General features: G+C 75.9%; 5 protein-coding genes. All 5 read right to left on the bottom strand.

From position 1 onward, the window contains the following. Positions 1 to 9: 9 nt before the first annotated feature. From ACIP9D_RS28830 to ACIP9D_RS28850, 5 genes are read right to left on the bottom strand one after another with little or no spacing between them, the layout of a single operon-like run. Positions 10 to 5487, bottom strand: a complete 5478-nt coding sequence (locus tag ACIP9D_RS28830) for an SDR family NAD(P)-dependent oxidoreductase (RefSeq protein WP_350874676.1) — start codon at positions 5485 to 5487, stop codon at positions 10 to 12. Positions 5488 to 5498: 11 nt separating this feature from the next. Next, positions 5499 to 9014, bottom strand: a complete 3516-nt coding sequence (locus tag ACIP9D_RS28835) for an amino acid adenylation domain-containing protein (RefSeq protein WP_350874675.1) — start codon at positions 9012 to 9014, stop codon at positions 5499 to 5501. Next, positions 9011 to 11320, bottom strand: a complete 2310-nt coding sequence (locus ACIP9D_RS28840) for a lantibiotic dehydratase (RefSeq protein WP_350874674.1) — start codon at positions 11318 to 11320, stop codon at positions 9011 to 9013. The genes ACIP9D_RS28835 and ACIP9D_RS28840 overlap by 4 nt, the downstream gene beginning before the upstream one ends. Further along, positions 11317 to 14454, bottom strand: a complete 3138-nt coding sequence (locus tag ACIP9D_RS28845) for a thioesterase domain-containing protein (protein ID WP_350874673.1) — start codon at positions 14452 to 14454, stop codon at positions 11317 to 11319. Before ACIP9D_RS28845 ends, ACIP9D_RS28840 begins: the two co-directional genes overlap by 4 nt. Further along, positions 14451 to 17927 (bottom strand): AMP-binding protein, encoded by a 3477-nt coding sequence (locus tag ACIP9D_RS28850; RefSeq protein ID WP_350874672.1) that lies wholly within the window; start codon positions 17925 to 17927, stop codon positions 14451 to 14453. The genes ACIP9D_RS28845 and ACIP9D_RS28850 overlap by 4 nt, the downstream gene beginning before the upstream one ends. Positions 17928 to 18033 lie beyond the last annotated feature (106 nt).

The following is an 18033-nucleotide window of genomic DNA, read 5'->3' on the forward strand; positions in this document are numbered from 1 at the left end:
GTCTCGTGGTCAGCCGCGGGGCAGCCGCGGGATGGCGGGGATCGCCGCCGGCGCCGCCGGCTCGTCGGTGGTGGGCGCGGTCGCCCGCATCTCCTCGATCCGGGCGGCCAGGCCGGACACGGTGGGCGTCTCGAAGAGGCTGCGCATCGGCAGCCGGACCCCGGTGGCCTTACGCATGGCCGCGATCAGCTGCACCGCCACCAGCGAGTTGCCGCCGAGGGAGAAGAAGTCGTCGTCGACTCCGACCTCGGCCACCCCGAGGGCGTCGCGCCACACCTGCGCGATGGCGATCTCCAACTCGGTGCTGGGCGCCGCCGAGCCGCCGCCGGTGGCGGCCGGGGCGGTGCGGGTCGCCTCCGGCTCGTCGGCCAGGCTCTCCGTGGTCACCCGGCCGGCCCGGTCGCGGATGTCGGCCACCGTGCGGGTGGCGATCACCACCTGGGCGCCGAGGCCGGCGGTGAGGCTGCGGCGGAACGCCTCCGCCCCGTCCACCGGCCGGATGTCCTCGCTCGGCCCGGCCGGCGCGGTCTCGGCCGCCCCGGCCGACGCGGCCGGGGCCAGCCCGCCGGTGACCGCCCCCTGGTCGACGCGCCGCAGCACGAAGTCGCTGATCGCGACCAGTTCCCGGCCGTCGGGGTCGAGCAGGGTCAGGTCGGCGGCGACCACCTCGTCGGTGGCGCTGTCGCGGTGCCGCAGGTGGCTGGCGAAGCGCGCCGGCAGCGAGCCCCGCACGACGATCCGGCCGTAGGACAGCGGCAGGTAGGTGCCGGAGCCCTGGCCGCGGCCGAACGCGGTCGCCACGTCGAGCAGCGCCGGGTGCAGCCCCCACTCGGCCAGGTCGCCGATCGCCTCCGCCGGCGCCTCGATCCGGGCCAGCTCCTCGCCGGCGCCCAGGTGGTGCTCCCGCAGCGAATTCCAGCGCGGCCCGAAGGTCAGCATGCTGGTCCGGCCCCGGCCGAACGAGGCGTCGTCGTCCACCCGGCGGCCCGGGTCGGCGACCGGCCGCTCGGCCGGCGCGGGCTGCGCGGTCCAGCCGGCGGCGCCGCGCACGTGGGTACGCTCCTGGCCGCCGGCCAGGCTGCGCACCGCGAAGTCGACCCCGTCCTCGCTGGGGGTCAGCTCGACCCGGTACTGCGCGACGGTGCCGTCCGGCACCGCGAACGGCTCCAGGAAGACCACGTCGCGAAGCTCCACGGCGGCGTCCTGGGCGGGGGCGGGCACGGCGGTGGCCACCGCCGCCCGGACCGACTCAAGGTGTGCGGTGCCCGGCACCACCGGCACCCCACCGATCCGGTGCTCGTCGAGCAGCCAGTGCGTCGCGGCGGAGACGAGGCCGTGCAGCACGGTGCCGTCCGGCCCGGTGACCCGGGTGGTGAGCACCGGGTGGTCGACCGTGCTGGTGACGGTGTCCCGCCCGGCGGCCCGGAAGCCGGCCGGGGCGACGGTCTCCACGGCCATGCCGACCTCGGCCCAGCCGCCCCAGTTCTGCGACAGCACCGGGGCGGCCCAGCCGCGCCCGGCGCGGGCGTGCGCGTCGAGGAAGGCGTTCGCCGCGCAGTAGTCGACCTGGCCGAAGCCGCCGATCACCGCGGTGATGGACGAGCAGAGCACCACGAAGTCCAGCGGCAGGTCACCGAAGACCTGGGCCAGCGCGAGGGTGCCGGCGAGCTTCGGGGCGAGCACCCGCTCCGCCTCCGCCCGGTCCTTGATCTCGGCCATGCCGCCGCCCGGCAGGCCGGCCGCGTGCACGATGCCGTCGATCCCGCCGAAGGCCTCCTCCGCCGCCGTCCGTACCCGGCGCAGGTCGGCGGGGTCTGTGACGTCGGCGGCGAGCACCAGGACCTGCCCACCGGCGGCCTCCATCCGGCGGATCGCCGCGATGGCCCGGCCGGTCCGGTCGTCGCTGCCGTGCACGGCGAGGTGGTCGTCCCACTGCTCGCGCGGCGGCAGGCCGGTGCGGGCCAGCAGCACCAGTCGGGCTTGGGCCCGGCCGGCGAAGTCCTCGGCCAGGGTGATGCCGATACCGCCGACACCGCCGGTGATCAGGTACCGGCCGCCGTCGCGCAGCGCGCCCGGATCCCCCTCGGCGTCGACGGTGACCTGCTCGTAGCCGGCCACCCAGCGGCGGCCGCCGCGCAGCGCCACCTCGGCGTGCTCCGGGTCCGACCCTCGACGCAGCTCGGCCACCAGGGCCCGCCCGCCGTCGTCGGTCGGGTCGGCGTCGACCAGCCGGACCGCCAGGCCGGGCAGTTCGGCGGGGAGCACCCGGGCCAGTCCTGCGAGGGTGGCGTGCTCGGGGCGGAGCAGGTCGTCGCCGCGGACGTCGCCGACCCCGGCGGTGATCAGGTCGAGGGTGAACCCGCCCGGTTCGGCGGTCAGGCCGGCGCCGGCCAGGGCCTGCACCAGGTGCAGCGCGCTGAAGAAGCCCCGCTCCTGGGCCGCCCAGGTGGCCGCGATGTCGGTGCCGGTCGGCGCGCCGTCCAGGGTGAGCGCGTGCACCAGCCGGGTCGGCACCCCGTCGACGGCGAGCGCGGTCACCAGCCTGTCGTAGTCCTCCCGGACGCCGGGGCGCAGCTGGTAGCCATCCGGTGCGGCGGCGAAGGCGTCGCCGGGGCGTACCCGCACCGGGTCGGCGCCGGCGGCGCGCAGCCCGGCGACCAGCGCCTCGCCGCGTGGGCCGTCGGCGAGGACCAGGCAGCGGCCCAACGGCTCGGTACGCGGCTGCGGCGCGGCCTGCCGCCAGACCGGCACGGCGAACCACTCCGGCAGCGGTCGAGGCCCGGTCTCCACCGGCGCCGCCGTCTGCTGCTGCGGGTCCGGCTCCACCCAGTAGCGGCGCCGCTCGAACGGGTAGGTGGGCAGCGGCACCCGGCGCGCCTGCGGGTCGGCGCCGAGCCGCACCGGCGCGCCGGTGGACCAGAGCGCCGCCGCCGTGCTGAGCAGGGTGGCGAGGTCGCCGGTGGACTCGCCGGGGCCGGGCAGGCTGCCCAGCGGGGTGAGCTTGCGCTGCTCGGAGGAGGCCTTCGCGACCTGCATCCGGGCCAGGTTGGCCAGCTGCTTGCCGGGGCCGCACTCGACCAGCTGCCAGGTGCCCTCGCTCAGCAGGGTGGCGACGCAGTCGCCGAAGCGCACCGGCTGACGCAGGTGACTCGCCCAGTACGCCGGGTCGGTGGCCTGCTCGTCGGTGATCCAGGTGCCGGTGACGTTGGACAGGAACGGCAGCGCCGGCGGGCGCAGGGTCACCGACGCCATCAGCGCGGTGAACTCGCCCAGGATCGGCTCCATCATCGGCGAGTGGAAGGCGTGCGAGGTGCGCAGCACCTTGCTCTTGCCCTTGAGCAGCTCGGCGAAGGCCGCGACCCGCTCGGACTCGCCGGCCACCACGCAGGTGCCCGGCCCGTTGACGGTGGCGACGGAGATCCCCTCGGGCAGCCGTTGCGCGATCACCGACTCGTCGAGCGAGACGGCGAGCATCGACCCGGCCGGCAGGGACTGCATGAGCCGACCCCGGGCGGCGACCACCCGCAACGCGTCCGGCAGGCTCAGCACGCCGGCCACCGTCGCGGCCACGTACTCGCCGATGGAGTGCCCGATCATCGCTGCCGGCCGGGCCCCGGCGTCCTGCCAGAGCCGGGCCAGCGCGTACTCGACGACGAAGAGCGCCGGCTGGGTGTAGCGGGTCTGGGTGAGCTTCTCCCCCGCCTCCGGATCCCGGCCGAGGATCAGGTCGCGCAGGTCCAGGCCGAGGTCGGCGCGGAGCAGCTCGGCGCACTCGTCGACGGTGGCCGCGAAGGCCGGCTCCTCGGCGTAGAGCTGCGCGCCCATCCCGGCGTACTGCGCGCCCTGGCCGCTGAACAGGAAGGCCAGCCGGGGCGGTGGCCCCTCGGCCACGCCGCGCTGCACCCGGCGCGGGGTGTTCAGCGCCGCGACCGCGTCGGACACGTCGGTGGCGACCACGGCGGCGCGGTGCGGGTACTCCCGCCGGCCGACCCGCAGGGTGTGTGCCACGTCGGCGAGGTGCTCCGGCCCGGCGTCCACCGCCTCGGCCAGGTGCGTGGCGAGCCGCTGCACCGCGCTGTCCAGCGCGGTGGCGGTCTGCGCCGAGACGTGCAGCAGCTGCGCCGGGCGGACCCGCCGGGTCGACCGGTAGACCGCCGGCGCCTGTTCCAGGACCACGTGCGCGTTGGTGCCGCCGATGCCGAACGAGCTGACCCCGGCCCGCCGCGGCCCGCCGTCGGTGTCCCACTTGGTCAGGGTGTTCGCCACGTAGAACGGGGTCTCGGCGAACTCGATGGCCGGGTTCGCGGTCTCGTAGTTGACGGTCGGCGGGATCAGCCCGTGCTCCATGGCGAGCACCGTCTTGATCACGCTGACGATGCCCGACGGCTGGCTGAGGTGCCCGATGTTGGACTTCACCGAGCCGATGCCGCACCAGCCCCGGTCGTCGGTGTCCTTGGTGTAGACCGCGGAGAGGGCGGCCACCTCGATCGGGTCACCCATCGCGGTGCCGGTGCCGTGCGCCTCGACGTAGCTGATGGTCCGCGGGTCGACGCCGGCCATCGCCACCGCCTGCGCGACGGCCTCCATCTGACCGTCGATGCTCGGCGCGGTGAAGCCGACCTTGCCGGCGCCGTCGTTGTTGATGGCGTTGCCGAGCACCACCGCCCGGATCGGGTCACCGTCGGCGATCGCGTCGGAGAGCCGCTTGAGCAGGGTGACGCCCGCGCCGCTGCCCCAGACGGTGCCGTTCGCGCCGGCGTCGAACGGGCGGCACCGCCCGTCGGGCGAGGTGAAGCCGTCCATGCCGAGGTAGCCGACGTGCGGCAGCTCGATGTTCACCCCGCCGGCGAGGGCCATGTCGCACTCGCCGTTGCGCAGCGCCTCGCAGGCCAGGTGGAAGGCGACCAGCGAGGTGGAGCAGGCGGTGTGCACGGTGAGGCTCGGCCCGCGCAGGTCCAGCCGGTAGGACACGTTGGTGGCCACGTAGTTCGGCGAGTTGCCGGTGGCGAGCGACACCGCGCTGTGCGGGCTGCCGCCGACGCGCTTGTTGCGCAGCACGTAGCGGTGCAGGTAGGTGTTGCCGCCGGTGCCCGCGTAGACCCCGATCGCGCCGTCGTAGCGGGACGGGTCGTAGCCGGCGTCCTCGAGGGCGGTGTGGCAGGACTCCAGGAACAGCCGGTGCTGCGGGTCGGTGATCTCCGCCTCGCGGGCGGTCATGCCGAACAGCCCGGCGTCGAACTCGTCGTACCCGTCGACCAGCGGGGCGCGGCTGACCCAGCCGGGGTCGTCCACCTCGTCGGCGGACGCGCCCCGGGCCAGCTGCTCCTCGCGGGTGAGTTCGGTGACCGACTCCACCCCGTCGACCAGGTTGCGCCAGAACGCGTTCACGTCGGCCGCGCCGGGTAGGCGGGCGGCCAGACCGACGATCGCGATCGGCTCGATGCCGTCGCCGTCGCCGGACAGTTCGGTTGCGGTCGAAACGTCCATCACGGTGTCCTTCAGTGCGCGGTGCCGCCGGGGCGGCGGGGCGGGTTACGGCGGGTACGACTGCGGCGGGCGGCGGCCCGCAGGGCGGCGCGGGCCAGCTCCGGCCGGTCGGCGGCGCCGTCCAAGCTGGCGGCGAGCGCCCGGATCGTGGGGTGGCGGAACAGGTCGAGCATCTTGATGGAGCGGCCGGTCGCGGCGGTCAGCCGGGCGTGCACCGCGGCCAGGGCGAGCGAGTGCCCGCCGATGTCGAAGAAGTTGTCGGCGACGCCGACCCGGTCGCGCTCCAGCACCTCGCGCCAGATGCCAGCGATCAGCTCCTCGGTCTCGGTCAGCCCGTCGGGGCCGGCGGGCAGGGCGGTACGCGGAGCTTCGGCGGCGGCCACCGTCATCGCGCCGAGCTGGGCCACCCGGACGGTCGGCCGGGGCAGCTCGACGGCGACCTCGCGGGCCGCCGCGTCCGCGTCGGCGGCGAGCGCGCCGACCAGCGCCGCCAGGTCGTCCAGGAGCGCCTCGATCCGCTCGCCGTCGAACAGGTCGGGGTTGTGCACCACCTCGACGCCGATCCGGCCGGCCCGCTCCACCACGTAGACGGTGATGTCGAAGGGCGAACCGGGCTTCGGCACCGGGACCGGCTCGCCGACCAGCCCGGTCAGCGTCAGTCGGGGCGGCACGAAATTGAGTACGTTGAACAGCACCTGCACGAGGGGCGCGCGGGAGGTGTCCCGGCCGACACCGAGCGCCTCGACGATCCGCTCCAGCGGGGCGCCGGGATGGGTGGTCACCTCGTGCAGCTCGGCCGCGCACCGGTCGACCAGCTCGGTGAAGCTCGCCCCGCCGGTGCGGACCCGCACCGGCACGGTGTCGATGAAGAAGCCCACCACGTCGTCGAAGGCGGCGAGCCGGCGGTCCGCGACGATCGCGCCGAGCACGTGGTCGTCCCCGCCGGTGAGCCGGGCGAGCAGCTCACCGAAGCCGGCCAGCAGCACCGCGGCGACCGTGGTGGCGCGCCGCTCGGCCAGTTCACGCACCGCGCGGTCGGTCGCCTCGGTGAACCGCACCGCCGCCTCGGCGCCGGCGTAGGTCTGCTCCGCCGGCCGGGGACGGTCCCGGGGCAGCTCCAGCACGGTGGGCGCGCCCGACAGGTGCCCGGTCCACCAGGCCAGGTCCGCCTCGCCGCGGCGCCGGTCCCGCTCCGCCCGCCACACCGCGTAGTCCGCGTAGGTGGCGCTCAGCGCCGGCAGGGCCGGCACCCGCCCGGCCACCGCCTGGGCGTACGCGGCGGCGAGATCGTCGTAGAGGACCGCCTCGGACCAGCCGTCGAAGACCGCGTGGTGCAGGGTGACCGCCAGCACGTGCTCGTCCGGGCCGAGCCGGTAGACGGCCACCTGCCACGGCGGCCCGGTGGCCAGGTCGAAGGCGTGCCCGGCGCCGGCGGCGAGCATCGCCGCCAGCTCGCCGTCGGCGTCGGCGCGGTCGGTCAGGTCGACCACCGGCACCGCCACGTCGGTCGGCTCCTCGCGGACCGCGTACGGCACGCCGGCGGTCTGGGGGATCCGCCAGCGCAGGACGTCGTGGCGCTCGACCACCGCCCGCAGCGCCGCGCCGAGCGCGGTGGTGTCCAGCGGGCCGTGCAGGCGGTGCGCCACCGCGATGTTGTACGGCGCGCTGGACGGCGCGAGCTGGTCGACGAACCAGAGCCGGCGCTGCGGCGGGGAGAGGGTGGGCGGGTTGCCGGTGCTGAGACCGTCCGCTTCGGACGACTCGGCGGCGGCGACCCGGTCGACCAGGTTGGCGAACGTCCGGCCGGTGAAGACGTCCTGGGTGTCGACGTGTCGGCCCAGCTCGGCCCGGAGCGCGGCGACCAGTCGCATCGCCGCGATCGAGTTGCCGCCGGCGGCGAGGAAGTCGGTCTGCGGTTCGGGCGCCGCGCCGAGCAACCGGGCCCAGATCCGGGCGACCGCCCGGTCGACCGGCTCGTCCGCCACCGGGTCCACCGGCGCGTCCGGAGCGGGCCGGTCCACGGCGTCCAGCGCGCGCAACGCCGAGCGGTCCAGCTTGCCGGTGGTCGGGCTGACCGGCAGCTCGGCGAGGCGTAGCACCCGGGCCGGCAGCATCGCGGTGGTCAGCCGTGGCCCGGCGTACGCCCGCAGCCGCTCGTCGTCGGGCGCGTCGGCCGGGGTGAGGAAGGCGACCAGCTCGGTGCCGGCCGGGCCGGGAACCGCCTCGACGGCGACCCGGTCCACGCCGGGCAGGTCGGCGAGCACCGCCTCCACCTCGCCCAGCTCGATGCGCTGGCCCCGGATCTTCACCTGCCGGTCGGCCCGGCCGAGGTAGACGATCCGCCCGTTGCGGTCCAGCCGGACCAGGTCGCCGGTGCGGTACAGCCGCTCCCCCGGTAGCCCGGAGTACGGGTCCGGGACGAACCGCTCGGCGGTCAGGCCGGGCCGGTTGAGGTAGCCGTCGGCGAGGCCGGGGCCGCCGATCAGTAGCTCGCCGGTCTCCCCCGGCGGCACCGGGTGCAGCGCGTCGTCCACCACGTAGGCCCGGTGGTTCGGCAGCGGCACGCCGATCGGCACCGGATCGGACTCGGCGGCGGTCAGCGGGCCGCTGACCGCCAGCACGGTGGTCTCGGTCGGCCCGTAGCCGTTGAGGAAGGTGCGTCCGGGTGCCCAGCGGGCGGCCAGGTCGGCGGGCACCGCCTCGCCGCCGCAGAGCACCACCCGCCACTCGGGCAGCTCGGCCGGGTCGAGCATGGCCAGCACGGTGGGGGTGATGAACCCCCAGTTCACCTCGTGCGCGGCGATGAACCGGGCGAGCCGGACCGGGTCGGCCCGGTCGTCCGCGCCGAGCAGCTGCACCGCCCCGCCGAGCAGCAGCGGAACGAAGAGGTCCATGGTGGCCGCGTCGAAGCCGAGCGAGGCGATGCCGAGGCTGCGCACGCCGGCGTCGGCGCCGCTGAGCGCGACCACGCCGTGGACGAACTCGACGGCGTTGCGGTGGGTGGTGAGCACCCCCTTGGGGCGGCCGGTCGACCCGGAGGTGAAGAGCACGTACGCGGGGTCGCCGGGGCGGGCCGGGCAGGGCGCGAGCGGCGCCGGGCCGGGCAGGGCGATCGCGGTCACGCCGGGCACGTCGGCGAACTCGGCCTCGGCCGCATCGCCGACCACGACGGACACGTCCGCGTCCGCGGCGATCTCCCGAAGCCGCCGCCGCGGGCCGCCCGGCTCCAGCGGCACGTAGCAGGCTCCGGCGAGCAGCACGCCGATCACGGTGGCGACCAGTTCGGGCCGGCGGTGTCCGCACACCCCGACGCGGCTCTGCCGCCCGACGCCACGCGCGCGCAGGGCGGCCGCCACCCCGGCGGCCTGGTCCAGCAGCTCCCGGTAGCTCAGTCGGGCGTCCCACTGGCGCACCGCGACCGCGTCCGGCGTACGGGCGGCCTGCGCGACGATCAGCTCGGCCAGCGTCACGTCCGGCCAGGGCAGCGGCTCCCCCTGCACCACGCTGATGGACAGGATGTCGGTCACCCGTTCTCTCCCCGGTAGCTTCTCGGATCGGTGATCTGCAGGCGCAGCTCGCTGACGTAGCCACGGCCCTGCGCGTCGGTCACCCAGGCGTCGTCCGGGCCGGGCAGCAGCTCGCTGACCACCATGGACACGTCCGGGCCGGTCTTCGCGGCGGCGTCGGCCATGGCGCAGAGTGACTGGGCGTGCAGCGGGGCGGTCAGGTCGAGGTAGCAGGGCTTGACCTCGGTGCCGACCTTCACGAAGACCCGCTCGGGCAGCCCGAGGCGCTGCCGCCAGCGGCGGGCCGCGAGGAACCGCTCGGCGTCGCCGGCGACGCCGGCCATTCCGCTCTCCCCGACCGTGGTCCGCCAGGTGCGCCGGGCCACCACCAGCCGGTCGATGGTGATCCGCGGCGTGTGCGGGGCCGGCGCGACCAGCTTGAAGCTGTCCAGCAGCAGCGCGCCGAGCAGGTGCGCGAAGATCTCCACCAGCGGCCAGCGGCTGCCGTCGGGCAGCACCGCGGCGAGGTCGTCGCCGTCCGGCTCGACCCGCACCTCGGTGGCCGGGACGAGCTTGTCCACGTCGGCGCCGCGGGCGGTGTCGATGCCGAACTGCCGGTCGCCCGGTCGGGTGGACGCGTAGGTGGTCCGGGTGGTGATCCGGGGGAAGCCCGCCGGGTAGAGCACCCGGGCCCGGGCCGGCCCGAGGTCGGCGTCGAGTCCGCTGCGCAGCGCCGCCGGGTCGGGGTGGAACGGAACGAAGACCACCCCGTCGAACGGCGCGTACGCCGGGTGCAGCTCACCGAGGACGAGCAGGAACTCCCCCCGGTTGATCGCCGCCACGTCGGTGGCGCTGATCTGCACGTCAGGGCTGTGGATCCGGGCCGACGGCCAGCCGGGGCCGGACGCCGCGAATAGCGTGGCCGCCCGCTCGGCCAGCTCGGCGCTGCGCAGCCGCAGCTCCGGCTGGCCCGGAGCGGCGCTGTCGAGGTCGAACAGCTCGGCCCAGCGGGCGGTGAACTGCGCGCTGGCCGAGGCGAGCGGCCCGTCCGGGGTGACCAGCAGGCCCTGCGCCAGCGACCAGATGTCGGCCAGCCGGACCGGGCCGTCGCCACGCAGCTCGGCGTGCAGCTCGTCGAGGAGCCGCCGGATCGCGTGGCCGATCTCGGCGGTGAGCCAGCGGGCGGCCTGGAGCACGATCGCCAGCGGCGCGGCGAGCGCGTCCAGCACCGCCGCTCCGACGGTGACCTCCAGGTCCCGCGCGGTCTCCTCGTAGAGCACGGTGCGACCGACGTACATCTGCCCGCCCTGCCGGGTCGCCGGCCGGCCGGTGACCGCGGTGAACTCGGCGTTGAGCGCGGCGAGCGCGACGCCGAGCCGCTGCGGGTCGCCGGCGGCCTCGGCCACCGCGTCGCGGGTCACGCAGAGCCGGTCGAAATCGGCGGTGACCTCGGCGCGGACGGTGGCGTCGCCGATCGCGGCGAGCCGGTCGCGCAGGACCCGCTCGGCGCGTGGGCTGATCGGCAGGGCCGCGTCCCAGGCCAGCAGCGCCCGCTGCACCAGCCGGTCGAGCAGCAGGTAACCGTCGGCCTCGGTGCGCAGCCCGGAGTCGCCGTCGGCGAGGGCCTGCCGCACCACCGTCTCGGCCGGGGTCCGCCCGTCGCAGTGCGACAGCAACCGCGCCTCGGCGACGGTGAGTTCGGTCGGCGGGTGCAGCGGCCGGCGCAGCTGCCGACCCGCGACGCTCAGGTGCGGTGGCAGCGCCGGCGCCCACCAGCGGCGCACGGCCGGGTCCTCGGCGAGCCGGTCGGCGTACGCGATCAGCGCCCACGCCTCGAAGTGGACCTCCCGGCGGGCGACCAGTCCGCGGCCGGCCCGCAGCCGGGTCTCCGGGTCGTCGGGGTCGAAGCTCGCCCAGCAGACCGGCCCGAAGAAGCCGATGGTCTCGGCCTTGCCGCAGTAGCGCTGCCAGTACCGCAACAGGGCGGACTCCCGGTTGCGCCGGCGCCAGTTGCGCGCGGCCGGATCGCTGCGCAGCAGACCGTCGAGGGCGACCAGCATGTCCGGGTTCTGCCAGGTGACCGCCTCGCGCAGCAGCGGATCCGCGGCGATCGCGTCGGCCTGCGCGGAGGTGTCGAGCAGGGCCGCCTGGAACGCCTTGTCGAACAGCTCCGCGCTGCCGTCGCCGGCGAGCAGCGCGTCCGCGGCGGCCGCGGCGTCCGGCGCGGCGAACGCCGCCAACCCGGCGGCCGGGAAACCTGCGGTACGCAGCACGACGTCCCGCCAGACCCACCAGCCGGTGTCACCGAGCGGAATGCGGTGGCTCATCGGGGCGTCACCTCCGGCTCGCCGGCGGCCACGATGTGCAGCCGCAGCTCGCTGAAGTAGCGCCGGCCTGCCGCGTCGGGCACCCAGGCGTCGTCCGGGGTCGGCAGCATCTCGCTCACCACCAGCGAGGCGTCGTCGCCGCCGTCGGTGCGGGCGGCCCGCACCATCGCGCAGAACATGTTGGCGAACGCCGGGCTGCTCAGGTCGACGAAGCACGGCTTGGTCTCGGTGCCGAGCTTGACGTAGACCCACTCGGGCAGGCCGAGCCGGCGACGCCAGGCGCGCACGGCCAGGAACCGTTCCCGCTCCCCGGTCACCGTGCCCAGCCCGCTGCCGCCGACCGTGGTACGCCAGGTCTGCCGCGCCACGACCAACCGGTCGAGGGTGATCCGGGGCGTGTACGGCGCCGCCGCCACCAGCTTGAACCCGTCGACGGCGTGCGCGGCGAGCAGGCCGGCGAAGATCTCGGTCAGCGGCCAGCGCTGCCCGTCCGGCGCGGTCACCACCAGCCGGCCCGCCTCGTCGGTCACGGTCAGCGCGACCGTGGGCAGCACCCGGCGCGGGTCGGCCCCGGGCGCCGGCGCGAAGGCCAGTTGCTGGTCGGTCGGGCCGATCAGCGCCTCGGCGACCCGGCTGGTACGCCGCGGCCAGTCGGTGGGGAAGAGCAGCCGGATCCGCCGCTCGCCGAGGTCCTCGGCGAGCGCGGCGCGCAGCCGCTCCACGTCGGGGTGCGACGGGGTGAAGACCTGGCAGTCGAAGGAGGGCCAGGCGGCGTGCAGCTCGCCGAGGACGACGGTGTAGTCGCCGCGAGCCAGCGCGTCCGCGTCGGCGGCGCAGATCTGCAGGTCCGGGCTGTGCAGCCGGGCGTTGGTCCAGCCTGCTCGGACGTTGGGGAACGCCTCGGCGGCCCGGGCGGCGAGGTCGTCCACCCGCAGTTGGACCTCGGTCGTCCCGGCGGGCAGGGCATCCAGCCCGAACAGCCCCGCCCACCGGCCGGCGAAGTCGGCGGCGACCGCGTCCACCGGGCGCTCACCCCCGCCCCAGAACAGCCCCTGCACCAGGAACCAGAGGTCGGACAGCGCCACCGGGGCGTCGCCGGCCTCGGCGCGCAGCTCGTCGTAGAGCTCCCGGAACACCGCCCCGTAGGCCTGCTCGAGCGCGCCGGCCAGCCACTGGGCGGCCTGGAGCAGCACCCCGAGTGGGGCGGCGACGCTCTCCAGCAGTGGGGCGCCGAAGACCACGTCGAGATCGCGGCTGGTGTCCTCGTAGCAGAGCGTCCGCCCCGCGTACATCTGCCCGTCGCGGCGTCGGGGCGGCTGGCCGGTCAGCGCGGTGAACGTCTCGTCCAGGGCGTCCAGGGCGACGCGGAGCCGGTCCGGGTCGCCGGCTGCGGCGGCGACCGCGTCCCGGGCCGCGCAGAGCTGGTTGAAGCCGGCCCGGGCGGCGTCCCGGGCGGCCGGGTCGCCGATGGATCCGATCCGCTCCCGCAGCACCCCCTCGGCGGCGGGGCTGACCGGCAGCGCCGCGTCCCAGGTGATCAGCTCCCGCTCGACCAGCCGGTCGAGCAGCGCGTATCCGTCCTCCGGGCGGCGCAGCCCGATCGTCGGGTCGGCGACCAGCTCCCGGGCGGGACGGTCGCCGTCGGCGGCGGCGAGCAGCGCCGCCTCGACCGGGGAGAGCGGCACCGGCGGGCGACCGGGCCGGCGCACCTCCCGCTCGACCAGCCGCAGCTGCGGGGCGAGCCGCGGCGGCCACCAGCCGCGCACCGCGAGGTCCTGCCCGATCCGGTCGGCGTACGCGGTCAGCGCCCACGACTCGAACCACACCCACCGGCGGCGGGTGAGCGCCGGGCCGGGGCGGATCTCGGCAGTACCCGGGAAGCTCGGGTCGATGGTGGCCCAGCAGCTGGGGCCGAAGAAGCCGACCGTCTCGTTCTTGCCGCAGTAGCGCTGCCAGTACTTGAGCAGGGCGCGTTCCCGGTCGCGGCGGCGCACGTTGCGCGGGGCGTCCGGGCCGCCTCGGCGCAGCCCGTCCAGCGCGACCAGGGCGTTGCGGTTCTGCCAGGTCACCGCCTCGCGAAGCAGCGGGTCGCCGGCCAGCTCAGTCAGCCGACGGCCGGTGGCGGCGACCGCCTCGGCGAACTCCTTGTCGAACTGCTCGGCACCGGCGCCGCTGGCCAGCAGCTCGTCGGCGGCCGCCGCGGCCTGCGGGGCGGAGAGCATGGTGAGCCCGTCGGCGGCGAAGCCGGTGGTACGCAGGATCGCGTCGCGCCAGACCGACCAGCCACTGTCGCCCAGCGGCACCCGGTGCGCGCCGACTCCCGCCGCCGCGGTGGCGGGCGTGGCACTGTCCGCGACCACCGCGGCCTCGACGCTCGCAGCGCCGGCGGCGGGGCTGTGACCGGCCAGGGCGGCGGTGAGGTCGGCGCGGATGGCGGTGAGCAGCTCGGGCAGCGCGTCGTCCAGGAAGAAGTGCCCGCCGTCGATCTCGTGCAGGGCGAAGCCGCCCGCGGTGTGCTCCCGCCAGGCCGCGCTCTGCTCGGCGCTCACCGCCCGGTCCCGCCGACCGCTGAACACCACGATCGGCACCGGCAGCGGCTCGCCGGGTACGTAGCGGTAGCTGTCCACCCGTCCGAAGTCGGCGCGCAGCAACGGCAGCAGCAGCTCGACCAGCTCGGGGTGCTCGAGCACCTCGGCGGGAAGCCCGCCGCCGTCGCCGAGGCGGCGCAGCAGCTCGTCGTCGTCGACCGTGGAGAGCCCGTCGAAGAGGCTGGGCGCCGTGACGTGCGGGGCGCGGGCGCCGCCGACGTAGAGCCGCAGCGGCAACGGGTAGCCCTCCCGGCGCAGCTCACGGACCACCTCGAAGCCGAGCCGGCCACCCATCGAGTGGCCGTAGATGGCGTACCGGCCGGTGGCCCGCTCGGCGATGGCCCGCGCCACGTCGGCCACCCGGAACCGGGGGTCCTCGGTGATCCGGTTCTCCCGGCCGGGCAGCTGCACCGGCAGCACGTCGACGTCCGCGCCGATCCCGTCCTGCCAGCGGCGAAACGCGCTGGCGCCGGCGCCGGCGTACGGCAGGCAGAAGAGCTGGACCGGCGCCGGGTTGCGGCCTCCGGCGGAGACGAACCAGTTCACCGCGTGCCTTTCTGAGCAGGGTCGATCCAGTACCGCTGGCGCTGGAAGGGGTAGGTGGGCAGGCTGGTGCGGCATACCGCCCCGTCGGGGTGCAACGCCGTCCAGTCCACGTCCCGGCCGGCCACCCAGGCGGCCGCCAGCTCGCGCAGTTCCGCCGGCTCGCCGGCCACCCGGGCGTCGGTCGCCAGCAGGTCGTCCAGGGCGCTGATCGCCCCGGTCAGGTCCGCGGCGACCACGGCGGCCCGGCAGTCGAACGCCCGCCGGCCGAGCGCCAGCGTCGCGGCCACCTCGGCCAACGCCGGTGCGGCGCCGGCCAGGTGCTGCCGCAGCCGGGTCACCACGTCCCGCAGCGCCGCCGGGGTACGCGCGGAGACCGGCAGCAGGTGCGCCGTGGGCTGCGGACCGTCGACCGGTTCGACCGGGGGCGGCTGCTCGACCAGGACGTGCGCGTTGGTGCCGCCCAGCCCGAAGGAGCTGACCCCGGCGACCCGGCGCGGGGCCTCCGGCCAGTCGCGGGCCTTCGTGGGCACGTAGAACGGGCCGCTGGCCAGGTCGATCTCCGGGTGCGCGCGGGTGAAGTGCAGGTTCGGCGGGATCACCCCGTGCTGCACGGCGAGCACCGCCTTGATCAGCCCGGCGATGCCGGCGCCGGCGTCCAGGTGCCCGATGTTCGTCTTCACCGAGCCGAGCGCGCACGTCTCGGCCGGGCCGCCCGCGTAGACCTCGTGCAGGGCGGCCACCTCGATGGCGTCACCGAGCGGGGTGCCGCTGCCGTGCGCCTCGATGAACCGGACCTCACCGGGGGGCACCTCGGCGGCGGCGAGCGCACCGGCGACCGCGGCGGCCTGCCCGGCCGGGCCGGGCACGGCGAACCCGGCCCGGTCCGGGCCGTCGTTGGTGACCGCCCAGCCGGGCAGGATCGCGTAGATCCGGTCGCCGTCGGCCTGCGCCTCGGCGAGCCGGCGCAACGCGACCACGCCAACCCCGGAGCCGAAGCCGGAGCCGTTGGCCGCCTCGTCGAAGGCGCGGCAGCGTCCGTCGGGTGAGGCCAGGCCGCCGGGGGTGTGCCGGTAGCGCGGCCAGGTGACGTTGACGCCGCCGGCGATGGCGATGTCGCACTGGTAGTCGGCCAGGCTCTGCGCGGCGAGGCAGACCGCGACCAGTGAGCTGGAGCAGGCGCTCTGCACGGCCACCGCGGGCCCGGTCAGCCCCAGCCGGTAGGCCACCTGCCCGGGCAGGTGGTCGGTGAACTGCCGGCCGACCAGCCGGGCCTCCCAGTCGTCCGGGTCCACGTCGCCGACCACGGCCGGGTTGTCCATCAGGTGGAAGAGGAAGTAGCGGTTCGCGGAGGTTGCCGAGAAGACCCCGACCAGGCCCGGGAAACGGGCCGGGTCCTGCCCGGCGTCCTCCAGCGCCTCCCAGGCCGCCTCGAGGAAGAGCCGGTGCTGCGGGTCGGTACGGGCGGCCTCCTGCTCACCGAAGGCGAAGAACTCCGCGTCGAAGTCGGTGACGTCGTCGAGCCGGCCGGCGGCCCGTACGTGCCGGGGGTCGGCGCGCAGCCCGGGCCCGATGCCCAGCGCGGCCAGCTCCGCGTCGGTGTGGTCGTGGATCGCGTCAACGCCGGCGCAGAGGTTCCACCAGAAGGTGGCCACGTCGGGCGCGCCCGGGAAGCGCCCGGCGAGGCCGACGACGGCGATCTCGTCGCCGGTGTACTCGCGAGCGGCCACCGAGGGCGCGGGCGGCGCGGCGAGCGCCGGGGCCGGCGCCCGGTCGGTGGCCGACGGTTCGTCGACCAGTCGGGCCTGCGCGGCCACCGTGGGGTGCGCGAAGAGCCGCAGCATCGGCAGCCGGACCCCGAACCGCTCGGCGAGACGCTGCTGCACCTGGCCGAGGAGCAGCGACTGGCCGCCGATGTCGAAGAAGTTGTCGGTGCGGGCGACGGCGTCGCGGCCGAGGACCGCGCACCAGATGTCGTGCACGGCCTGCTCGGTCGGGCTCGCCGGCTGGGCGCCGGCCGGCACGGGGCGGGTCGGGTCGGGCAACGCCCGCTCGTCGACCTTGCCGCTGACGGTGAGGGGGAACTCGTCGACCGGCACGACGGCGCGCGGCAGGGCGTAGTCGGGCAGCTGCCGGGCGAGGGCGGCGCGCAGGGCCGCCGGGTCGACCGGGCCACCGGCCGGACGGACGTACGCCAGCAGTTCGCCGTCGCGGGCGATCGCCCGGACCGCGGCGACTCCCGCCTCGGCGGCGAGCAGCGACTCGATCTCGGTCAGCTCGACCCGGAAGCCGCGCACCTTGACCTGCCGGTCGAGCCGGCCGAGGCAGCGCAGCTCGCCGCCGGGCAGGCGCTCGCCCAGGTCTCCGGTCCGGTAGGCGGGCACCCCGTCCGGGTCGACGCCGAACCGGTCGCTGTCCTGGTCGAGATAGCCGGGGGCGAGGTGCTCGCCGCGTACCACGATCTCGCCGGTCTCGGCCAGGCGCAGCTGGTAGCCGGGGAGCGCGGTGCCGATCGGCAGCGGCCCGGTGGCGGCCGGGTCGGCCTCGGCGAGTGGCAGCGCGTAGCGGGCGGCGAAGGTCATCTCCGTCGCGCCGTAGCCGTTGACCAGCACGCAGCCGGGGGCGAACCGGCCGCGGCCGCGGGCGGCGTCGGTGTGGGTGGCCTGTTCACCGCCGAGCAGCACCACGCGGACCCGATCGAGCCGCTCGACGCCCGGGGTGTCCAACAGGAAGCGGTAGACCGTCGGGGTCGAGTGGTAGACGGTGGCGCCGTGCCGGGCGAGCAGCTCGACGGCGTGCGACAGCCCGTGCCGGCGCAGGTCGACCGGGATGACGGCGGCGCCGGTGAGCAGCGCCGAATAGAGGTCGGGGATGGCCGCGTCGAAGCTGAACGAGGCGAGCAGGCTGAGCCGGTCGGCGGGACCGATCTCCAGGGTGTCGATCTGGTTGCGCACCACGTGAAGCAGGTTGCGGTGGGTCTGCCCGACCGCCTTCGGCACGCCGGTGGAGCCGGAGGTGAACAGCACGTAGGCCAACGCGTCGGGGTCGACCGGCACGGGGCGCAGCGAAGCGGGGCGCACCTCGTCGACCGGGACCAGCCGCAGGTCCGGCCGGTCGGCGCCGAGGCGCCGGGCCAGCTCCTCGTGCTCCGCCGCGCACAGTACGGTGCGCACGTCGGCGGCGTTGAGCATGTGCCGTAGTCGGCGCGGCGGGAAACCCGGGTCCAGCGGCACGTACGCGCACCCGGCGGCGAGCGCGCCGAGGATGGCGGCGATGGTGCGGGCACCGTGCGCGGTCAGCAGCGCGACACGGTCCCCCGGCCGGGCTCCCGCGGACACCAGCGCGTCGGCGTACCCACCGGCCAGGCCGGCCAGCTCGGCGTAGCTGAGCTGTTGGGTCTCGCCGAGGACGGCGGTGTGCTCGGGACAGGCGGCGGCGACATCGCCGAAGCGATGGATCAACGTCTCGTGGGCCATGTCAGGACGCGGACGTCGCTCCATAGAGGACGGACGCGCAACGATAGACAGCCGTGATCATGATCCCCCCCAGGACTACACAATGGAAGCAGCATATGACTCAATG

It is taken from the genome of Micromonospora sp. NPDC093243 (assembly GCF_044753725.1).
GTDB lineage: Bacteria > Actinomycetota > Actinomycetes > Mycobacteriales > Micromonosporaceae > Micromonospora.

Coding starts and splice junctions, on each gene's coding strand:
- ACIP9D_RS28850 (WP_350874672.1), bottom strand. CDS start 17,927: ATGGCCCACGAGACGTTGATCCATCGCTTCGGCGATGTCGCCGCCGCC.
- ACIP9D_RS28840 (WP_350874674.1), bottom strand. CDS start 11,320: ATGAGCCACCGCATTCCGCTCGGTGACACCGGCTGGTGGGTCTGGCGG.
- ACIP9D_RS28830 (WP_350874676.1), bottom strand. CDS start 5,487: ATGGACGTTTCGACCGCAACCGAACTGTCCGGCGACGGCGACGGCATC.